Below are 9986 nucleotides of genomic sequence, written 5' to 3'. Positions count from 1 at the left end.
CCGAGGCCGCGCTCCTGACCCATCCGGCCGTCACCCAGGCCGTCGTCACCGTCCACCACGAACAGCTCGCCGCGTACGTCGTCGCCGACGGCCGGCCGGACTCCGACGAGATCCGCCGGCACGTCGCCGGCCGGCTGCCCGAGCACCTCGTCCCCGCCCACCTCGTGATCCTCGACCGTCTGCCCCTGACCCCCAACGGAAAGGTCGACAAGCGCGCCCTGCCCGAGCCCGCCCCCGTCGCCTCCACCGGCCGCGCCCCGCGCACCCCGCTGGAGGAGACCCTGCTCGCCCTCTTCACCCGCACCCTCGACACCACCGCCGACCTCACCGTCGACGACGACTTCTTCCACCACGGCGGCCACTCCCTCCTGGGAGCCCGCCTCACCAACCACATCGCCGGGGCCCTCGACGTCCGGCTCACCATCCGCGACGTCTTCCAGCACCCCACCCCGGCCCGGCTCGCCGAGCACATCGAATCCCTGAAGGCCGCGCCGGCGAGGAAGGCCCGTCCCGCCCTCCGGCGCCGCGCCCGCACCGAGGCGGTCACGACCGAGACCGCCGCCCAGACCGCCACCGCGACAGAACGGATCAGCTGATGAACACCTCCCCGACCCCCGCCCCCGAGGACGTCGTCTGGGACCTGCCGGGCGACCTGCCGCACCGCCTGTCGCTGCTCGTGCTCCCGCACGCCGGAGGCAACGCGCACGCGTACAGCGTCTGGCGTGAGCACCTCCCGGCCGACGTGCGGCTGCTCATCGGCCAGTACCCGGGGCGCGGCGCCCGCTTCAGCGAGGACCTGCCCGAGTCCGTCGACGACCTGGCGCTGCCCGTGGTCGACGCGCTCCCCGCGGACACCGGTGACCTGGTGGTGCTCGGGCACAGCATGGGCTCCCTGGTCGCCTTCGAGGTGACCCGGGCCCTGCAGGCCGTCGGCCGCACCCCGCAGGGCCTGATCGCCTCCGCCTGCCGGGCGCCGGTGCTGCCCAACCAGTGCCCGGTGCACCCGGAGCGGCTCGACGACGACGAGCTGGTCGCGGCCATCAAGGAGCGCGGCGGCACCGACGACGGCATCCTCGACGACGAGGAGCTCCGCGAGATCGTCCTGCCGTCCATCCGCGCGGACTTCGCCATCGACGACGCCTACCGGTGCACCGCCCCGGCCGTACGGCTCGACTGCCCGGTGGCGGTGTTCGGCGGGGACGCCGACCCGATCGTCCCGGTCGACATGCTCGACGGCTGGGCCCTGGTGGCCGGCCACCAGGTGGTGCCCCAGGTGCTGACCGGCGACCACTTCTACTTCCAGCAGGACCTGCCCGGCTTCTTCGCCCGCCTGAACCCGGTCCTGGAGACCCTGCACGCCTCCGCCCCCAGCAACGCCTGATCGGCCGTCAACTTCCCTTCCCGCCTCAGGCCTTACGAGGAGACCACCATGACCACGTACGCCCAGAGCCCGGCCGCCACCGGCATCACCGTCGTCCGGGAGCCCGGCAAGCCGGCCCTCGTCCACACCCCCGCCTTCGGCACCATGGCCGAGGCCACCGCCTGGCTCTCCGCCCAGCTCCCCGCCATCCAGGCCGAGCTGCACCGCTCCGGCGCGGTCATGCTGCGCGGACTTCCGGTGACGGACACGGAGACGTTCGCCGAGGCGCGGGACGCCCTGATCGCCCAGCGCGCCGGCTACAAGGAGAAGGCGACCCCCCGCAGCGACTTCGGCGAAGGGGTCTTCTCCTCCACCGACCTCCCGGCCGCCCAGGCGATCCGCCTGCACAACGAGAACAGCTACACCCTGGACTTCCCCGGCGTGCTGCTCTTCGGCTGCGTCACCGCCCCCGAGACCGGCGGCGCGACCACCGTCGGCGACATGCGCAAGGCCCTCGCGATGCTGCCGGAGGACCTGGTCGACCGGTTCGCCGAGGCCGGCTGGCTGCTGGTCCGCAACTACTCCGACCTGGCGGGCATGCCGTGGCGCAAGGCGTTCTCGTCGGACGCGCCCGCGGGCGCGGAGGAGTACTGCGACGCCCACGCGATCGGATACGAGTGGCTCGACGAGGACACGCTGCGCACCCGCCAGCGGCGCTCCGCGATCATCACGCACCCCGTGACCGGTGAGCGCTCCTGGTTCAACCACTTCGCGTTCTGGAACGCCCGCAGCCTCGACGAGGACGTCCGCGAGGTCCTCACCGAGACGTTCGGCGAGGACGGTCTGCCCTTCGACACCCGCCTGGGCGACGGCACCGCCCTCACCGACGCCGAGGTGGACGCCATCAACGACGTCTACCAGGCGGTCACGGTGCGGGAGAGCTGGCAGACCGGCGACCTGATGCTCGTCGACAACATCCTCTGCGCGCACGGCCGGGAGTCCTACACCGGAGACCGGAAGATCGTCGTCGCCATGGGGGAGCCGGTACGGCTGTCCGACTGCTCCCCGACCACCGCCCCCTCCACCACCCTGTACGGAAGGTGAGCCCCGCCATGACCGCCGTCCTCCCCGAGCGCCCCGCCACCGTCACTCACGTCCCGGCCGTCACGGGGCCCTGCGCCTGCGGCACCTGCGCCGCCGCCGGTACCGGCGCGGCCGACCTCCTCGCCAGGCTCGCCACCGCTCCCGGCGGGCGCACCGCCGTCGTCGCCGGCGACGACCGCCTCACCTTCGACGAGCTGCGCGCCGAGGCCGCCGTGACCGCCGCCCGGCTCGCCGCGCTCGGCATCGGCCCGGAGAGCGTCGTGGCGCTCTGCCTGCCCCGGGGCGCCGCCCTGGTGACCGCGATCATCGGCACGCTCACCGCCGGCGCCGCCTACCTGCCGGTCGACCCGGCGCTGCCCGCCGACCGCCGCCGCTACCTCGTCGAGGACTCCGGCGCCGACCTGGTGGTCGTGGACGGCACGGACGGCTCCCCGGCGCCCGGCCCCCGCGCCGTGACGGCCGCCGAGCTGACGGCCGCCCCCGGCGACGGCCTTGCCCCGGACCCGTACGCGCCGGTCCCCGTCACCGCGGACACCCTGGCCTACGTCATCTACACCTCCGGCTCCACCGGCCGCCCGAAGGGCGTGGAGATCGGCCGCGGCGCCGCCTCCCTGCTGCTGAAGGAGCTGGAGGCGGCGGGCGCCGCCACCGGCGAGGGGGGCAGGGTCGGCTGGAACGCCTCCCCGTCGTTCGACGCCTCCGTGCAGCAGTGGACGCGGCTCTGCCGGGGCGACACCCTCGTCATGATCGACGAGGAGACCCGCCGCGACCCGGCCCTGCTCGCCGCCTTCGTCGACGAGCAGGCCCTCACCGACCTGGACATCACCCCCTCGCACGCCGACCCCCTCCTCGACCTGCTCACCGGGGACGGCGGCCCGCGTCCCCTGACCCTCCTCGTCGGCGGCGAGGCGATCAGCCCGGCGCTGTGGGACAGGCTGGTCGCCGCCCACCGCTCCGGACTGCTGCGCGCGCTCAACGTGTACGGGCCGACCGAGTGCACCGTCGACTCCACCGCCGGCTGGATCGACGGGCCGGGGGAGCCGCACATCGGCGCCGTCCTGCCGGGGCTCCGGATGCGCCTGCTCGACGAGAAGCTCGTCCCGGTCGGGCCGGGGGAGTCCGGCGAGCTGTATCTCGCGGGCCCGCGCGTGGGCCGTGGCTACCGGCGCCGGCCCGGACTGACGGCGGAGCGGTTCGTCGCCGACCTCGCCGAGGACGCCGACGCCCCCGGCGGGCGCATGTACCGCACCGGCGACCGCTGCCGGCTGCTGCCGGACGGCCGGCTCGTCTACCTCGGCCGCGCCGACGGCCAGGTCAAGCTGCGCGGACACCGCATCGAGCTCCCGGAGGTCGAGGCCGCCCTCACCCGGGCCGACGGTGTCGCCGAGGCGGCCGTGATCCTCGGCGAGGACGCCGGCGGCACCGCCTGCCTGATCGCCTACCACCGAGGCGGGGACGCCACCGCCCTGCGTGCCGCGCTCGCGGAGGGCCTGCCCTCCTACATGGTGCCGAGCGCGTTCGTCGCGGTGGACCGCTTCGCCACGACGCCCAGCGGCAAGCTCGACCGGTCCGCCCTGCCCGCCCGCCTCGAAGCCCCGGCGGAGACGGGCGCCGAGGCCGCCGGCCCCGGGGCCGCCGACGGTCTGAACGGCCGCGCGGAGGAGCTGATCGCCCGCGTGTGGACGCAGGTCCTCGGCGCCGCGTCCATCGGCCCGGACGACAACTTCTTCAAGCTCGGCGGCCACTCCCTGCTCGCCATCAAGCTGGTCTCCCGCGTGCGGATCGAGCTGTCCGTGGCGCTCCCCGTCAAGGCCGTGTACACCCACCCGAGGCTGCGCGACCTCGCCGCCCACATCGAGGAGCTGCTGGCCGCACGGGATGCCTGACCGCGGTCCGTCCCCGCACCGCGGTCCCCGTCGGCACCGCGGCCCGTCCCGCCGCCGAGGCGCCCGTCGCCGGTCCACCCGCCCGCCCCCGCCACTCACGAGGAGCAGCAACCGTGATCCCCCTGTCCTACGCCCAGCGCCGCCTGTGGTTCCTGAACCGGCTGGAGGGTTCCTCCTCGGCCTACAACGCGCCGGTGGTGCTCCGGCTGGGATCGATGCCCGACCCGGCCGCGCTCCGGGCGGCCGTACGGGACGTGGTGGAGCGTCACGAGGTGCTCCGGACCGTGTACCCGGCCCTGGACGAGGAGCCGTACCAGAAGATCCTCGACGACGCCGACGTGCGCTTCGAGGTGGAGGAGTGCGGGGCGGGCGAGGACGTGACGGCCCGCACGACGGCGTTCGCCCGGCTCCCCCTGGACGTGACGCGCGAACTGCCGCTCCGGGTCAGGCTTTTCAAGGCCGACGACGGGACGGCCGTCCTGGTGCTCCTCGTGCACCACATCGCGACGGACGGCTGGTCGGTGGGCTGCCTGCTCGCCGACCTCGACGCCGCCTACCGCGCCCGCGTCGAGGGCCGCGCCCCCGACCGGGAGCCGCTGCCCGTCCAGTACGCGGACTACGCCCTGTGGCAGCGGGACATGCTGGGTGACCCCGAGGACCCCGACAGCACCGCGCACGAGCAGCTCGCCCACTGGCGCAAGGCCCTGGACGGGATCCCGGCCGAGACGCGGCTGCCCGCCGACCGGCCCCGGCCCACGGAGCCCAGCCACCGGGGAGCGGTGGTCTCGGCGGAGCTGGACGCCGGCGTCCACCGGGCCCTCGCCTCCCTCGCGCGCTCCCGGCGCGGCACGTTCTTCCTGGTGGCCCGGGCCGCCCTGGCCCTCGCCCTGCGGGCGGCGGGCGCGGGCGACGACGTGGTCGTCGGCACACCGGTGGCGGGCCGCCCCGAGGAGGACCTGCACGACCTCGTCGGCTTCTTCGTGAACACCCTGGCCCTGCGCACCGACCTCTCGGGGGACCCCGCCCTCGGCGCGCTCGTGGACCGCGTCCGCGAGGCGGACCTGATCGCGTTCGCGCACGAGGACCTGCCCTTCGACCTCCTCGTCGAGGACCTCAACCCCGAACGCTCCCTCGGCCGCCACCCGTTCTTCCAGGTCATGCTGAGCGCGCAGACCCGGCAGGGGGACGAGACCGTCCGGCTCGGGACCGTCCCCGCCGTCCTCGACGACGCGGACCTGGCCACCGCCAAGTTCGACCTGAGCTTCCACTGCCAGGAGACGCTCGACGCCCGGGGCGAACCGGGCGGGGTGCTCCTCGGGCTGCAGTACGCGAAGGACCTGTACGACGAGGACACCGCGCGGCTCCTGCTCGACCTGTTCCGCCGCGCGCTGACGGCCTTCGCCGAAGAGCGGGACGGCACCCCCCTCAGCCGGATCGAGCTCCTCACGGACGGCGAGCGCACCGCCCTGGACCGCCGGCACCGGGCCCTCTCCGAGGCGGCACGCACCCGCACCGCCCCCCGGCAGGAGGCGCCCGGGAGCGGGCGGGCCGGGTCCCGCTCCGTCGGCGACCCCCGCGAGGAGATCCTGAACGGCCTGTTCGCCGAGATCCTCGACCGGGACGACGTGCGCCCCGGTGACAACTTCTTCAAGCTCGGCGGGCACTCCCTGCTCGCCGGCAAGCTCACCAACCGCATCCGCGGAGCCCTCGGCCTCCAGGCCGCCATCCGCGACGTCTTCCTCGCCCCCACCCCCCGGCAACTCCTCCGCCGCCTCGGCGCGCGCGGCGACGGACCCCGCCGTCCGGCCCTGCGGCCGGTGCCGGACGGACGGCGCCCCGACCCGCTCCCCCTGTCGTACGCCCAGCGCCGGCTGTGGTTCCTGGGCCGGCTGGAGGGCCCCTCCTCGGCGTACAACGCGCCCATGGTGCTCACCCTGGACGCCCAGCCCGAGACGACCGTCCTGGAGGCGGCCGTACGGGACGTGATGCGCCGTCACGAGGTGCTGCGGACGATCTACCCGGTACGGGACGGAGAGCCGTACCAGCTGATCCTGGACGCCCCGGAGATACGGGTCGAGGTCGAGGAGTGCGCCGCGCCGCGGGACGCGCGGGCACGGGCGACCGGATTCGCCGGGATCCCGCTGGACGTGACGCGCGAACTGCCCATCCGGGCAAAGATGTTCACGGTCGCGGACGGTACGGCGGTACTCGTCCTCTCGGTCCACCACATCGCGACGGACGGCTGGTCCGTGGGCGCCCTGCTCGCCGACCTGGACGCCGCCTACCGGGCCCGCGCCGAGGGCCGCGCCCCCGACTGGGAGCCGCTGCCCGTCCAGTACACCGACTACACCCTCTGGCAGCGCGAGCTCCTCGACGGCGAACACGGCGTCCGGGAAGGCCAGTCGGCATACTGGCGCAAGGCCCTGGACGGGATCCCGGCCGAGACGCGGCTGCCCGCCGACCGGCCCCGGCCCACCGAGCCCAGCCACCGGGGAGCGGTCGTGACGGCCGAGCTGGACGCCCTCGCCCACAAGGCGCTCGCCGGTGTCACCCGCAGCCGCCGGGTCACGTTCTTCATGGTCGTCCGGGCCGCCCTGGCCCTCGCCCTGCGGGCGGCGGGCGCGGGCGACGACCTGGTCGTCGGCACGGCGGTGGCCGGCCGCCCCGAGGAGGACCTGCACGACCTCGTCGGCTTCTTCGTGAACACCCTGGCCCTGCGCACCGACCTGTCCGGGGACCCCACCCTCGCCGAACTCGTGCGGCGCGTCCGGGACGGGGACCTGGCGGCCTTCGCCCACGACGACCTGCCCTTCGACCTCCTGGTCGAGGACCTCAACCCCGAACGGTCCCTCGGCAGGCACCCCTTCTTCCAGGTGATGGTCAGCGCGCAGACCACGCGGGACACGACCGTCCGCCTCGGCGGCATCACCGGCGTGACGGACGGCGCCGACCTCGCCGGAGCCAAGTTCGACCTCGCCTTCCACTGCGTGGAGACCCACGACACCGACGGCGAACCCGGGGGAGTGCTCCTCGGACTGCAGTACGCGACGGACCTGTACGACGAGGACACCGCGCGGATCCTCCTGGCGCTGTTCCAGCGCGCCCTCACGGCCTTCGCCGAGCGGGCCGACGACACGCCGCTGAGCGAGGTCCACCTGCTCACCGCCGAAGAGCGCCGGGGCCTCGACCGCCGGCACGACGAGCTCGCGCGCACCCTCGCCCCCGCTCCCGCCGAGAACGGGCGCACCACCTCCCGGGACGGCCGGGGGACGGGGACCCACACCGCGACGGACCCCCGCGAGGAGATCCTCCGCGGCCTCTTCGCCGAAGTCCTCGACCGGGACGAGGTGCTGCCCGACGACAACTTCTTCAAGCTCGGCGGGCACTCCCTGCTCGCCGGCAAGCTCACCAACCGCGTCCGCGGAGCCCTCGGCCTCCAGGCCGCCATCCGCGACGTCTTCCTCGCCCCCACCCCCCGGCAGCTCCTCCGCCGCCTCGGCGAACAGGGCGACGGACCCGCCCGCCCCCCGCTGCGGGCCGTCCCGGACGCGCTGCGCCCCGCACGCGTCCCCCTGTCCGCCGCCCAGCTCCGCCTCTGGTTCCTGGGCCGGCTCGAAGGCCCCGGCGCCACGTACAACATCCCCGTGGTGACCCGGCTGCACCGCCCCGTCGAACCGGCCGTCCTGTCCGCCGCCCTGGCGGACGTCGCCGACCGGCACGAGGTGCTGCGCACCGTGTACCGGACGGCGGACGGCGAGCCGTACCAGCAGGTGCTGACCGGTGTGGCACCCGTACTCCAGGAGGTCGGGGCCGACGACCCCCGCGCCGTGCGCGCGGCCGTCGACGCCGCCGCCGGACACGTCTTCGACCTCGCCGCCGAGATCCCCTTCCGGGCCACGCTGGTGACGGACGGCGACGGCGGCCAGACCGTGGTGCTCCTCGTCCACCACATCGCCGGCGACGGCTGGTCGACGAACTGCCTGCTCGCCGACCTGGACACCGCCTACCGGGCCCGCGCCGAGGGCCGCGCCCCCGACTGGGAGCCGCTGCCCGTCCAGTACACCGACTACACCCTCTGGCAGCACGACCTCCTCGACGGCGAACACGGCGTCGCCGGCGAACAACTCGCCCACTGGCGCGAGGCCCTCGACGGACTGCCGCCGCTCCTCGCCCTGCCCACCGACCGGCCGCGCCCCGCCGAGAGCGACGGAGCCGGCGCCCTGACCCCCTTCGAGGTCGGGGCCGCCACCCACCGGGCCCTGCTGCGCTGCGCCCGGGGCAACGGCGCCACCCTCTTCATGGTCGTGCAGGCCGCCCTCGCCGCCCTCCTCACCCGGCACGGCGCGGGCACCGACATCGCGATCGGCACCACCGTCGCCGGCCGCGCGGACGACGCCCTGCACCCGCTCGTCGGCTTCTTCGTCAACACCCTGGTGCTGCGCACCGACACCTCCGGCGACCCCGACTTCACCGAACTGGTGCGCAGGGTCCGCGAGACCGGACTCGCCGCCTACAGCCACCAGGACCTCCCCTTCGACCGCCTCGTCGAACACCTCAGCCCGCACCGCTCCGCCGCCCACGCCCCCCTCGTCCAGGTGATGCTCCAGGTGCACGCGGCGGCCACCGGCACCGGGGCCCCGTCCGTCCTCGACGGCGAACCGGTCGCGTTCAGCGCGGTCGGCGCCAAGTCCGACCTCACCTTCGCGCTCACCGAACTCGTCGACGCGGACGGCCGGCCGGCCGGCCTGCGGGGCGCCCTGGAGTACGCCACCGCCCTCTACGACGCGGACACCGCCGCCCTGCTGGGCCGCCGCCTCGCCGAGACCCTCGACGCGCTCGCCGCCGACCACGGCACCGCGCTCTCCGCGACGCCGTACGGCCCCCCGGCCCCGGCAGGCCGCGAAACCGTCCTGGACGAGCGGGGACTGCCCGCGCCCGCACGGGTGCCCGGCGAGGTCCACGAGCGGACCCCCGGCGGCGGTCTGCGCGCCACCGGCCGCAGGGCCTACGCCCGTGCCGACGGGAGCCTGCGGCCCGTGGCCGCCCTCACCGCCGGCGGCTACCCGGTGGAGCCCGGCCACGTCGAGGAGGTGCTCGGCCGCCACCCCCACGTGACCGGGGCGGCCGTCGCCGTCCGCGACGACCGGCTGTACGCCTACGTCACCCGCCTCCCCGGCGGCGCCGACGAGGCGACACTGCGCCGCTGGGCCGCCGAGCGGCTGCCCGAGTACCTCGCGCCCGACCGCGTCGTCGTCGTGCCCCGGCTGCCCGCACCCGGCGCCCACGCCGACGTCCTCCCCGAGACGCCGGGCCCGGCGGCGGGCCCGGACGCCAGGGAGGAACGTCTCCTCGGGATCTTCCGGGACGTCCTCGGCGGCCGTCCCATCGGCCGGGACGACAACTTCTTCAAGTCGGGCGGACACTCCCTGCTCGCGGTGAGGCTGCTCAACCGGATCCGTGCCGAGTTCGGCCAGGACCTCACCCTGCGGGACGTCTTCCGCAACCCGACGGCGGCGGCCCTGGCCGGCCGTCTGGCCGCCGCGCCCACTCCCGCCGGCCGGGCGGCGCCCACGGCCCCGACCCTGCGCCGCCGCACGGCAGCGGGAGCCCGCCGACCCCGCTGAGGTCCGGGGAAC

The 9986-nt window shown here is 75.4% G+C and carries 5 protein-coding genes; all 5 read left to right on the top strand.

Translation table 11 applies throughout. The annotated features are described in order from the left end of the window. Positions 1-596: phosphopantetheine-binding protein (locus ACFYUZ_RS21875; RefSeq protein ID WP_389311650.1), on the top strand; the 596-nt coding region annotated here is incomplete at its 5' end. Continuing rightward, positions 596-1381: a thioesterase II family protein gene (locus ACFYUZ_RS21870; protein ID WP_389311648.1), complete on the top strand. Its 786-nt coding sequence runs from the start codon at positions 596-598 to the stop codon at positions 1379-1381. The genes ACFYUZ_RS21875 and ACFYUZ_RS21870, both read left to right, overlap by 1 nt. Positions 1382-1429: 48 nt before the next feature. Continuing rightward, the gene (locus ACFYUZ_RS21865; RefSeq protein ID WP_389311646.1) at positions 1430-2464 is read left to right on the top strand and encodes a TauD/TfdA family dioxygenase; all 1035 of its coding nucleotides are present in this window, start codon (positions 1430-1432) and stop codon (positions 2462-2464) included. A gap of 8 nt (positions 2465-2472) precedes the next feature. Beyond that, positions 2473-4350: an amino acid adenylation domain-containing protein gene (locus ACFYUZ_RS21860; RefSeq protein WP_389311644.1), complete on the top strand. Its 1878-nt coding sequence runs from the start codon at positions 2473-2475 to the stop codon at positions 4348-4350. Positions 4351-4463: 113 nt separating this feature from the next. Continuing rightward, positions 4464-9974, top strand: a complete 5511-nt coding sequence (locus ACFYUZ_RS21855) for a condensation domain-containing protein (protein ID WP_389311642.1) — start codon at positions 4464-4466, stop codon at positions 9972-9974. The last annotated feature ends 12 nt before the right edge of the window (positions 9975-9986 follow it).

The organism is Streptomyces sp. NPDC004266 (genome assembly GCF_042874095.1).
Classification (GTDB): Bacteria; Actinomycetota; Actinomycetes; order Streptomycetales; family Streptomycetaceae; genus Streptomyces.
Note: the sequence above shows the minus strand (reverse complement) of the source record. Positions and strands in the feature narration are given on the sequence as shown.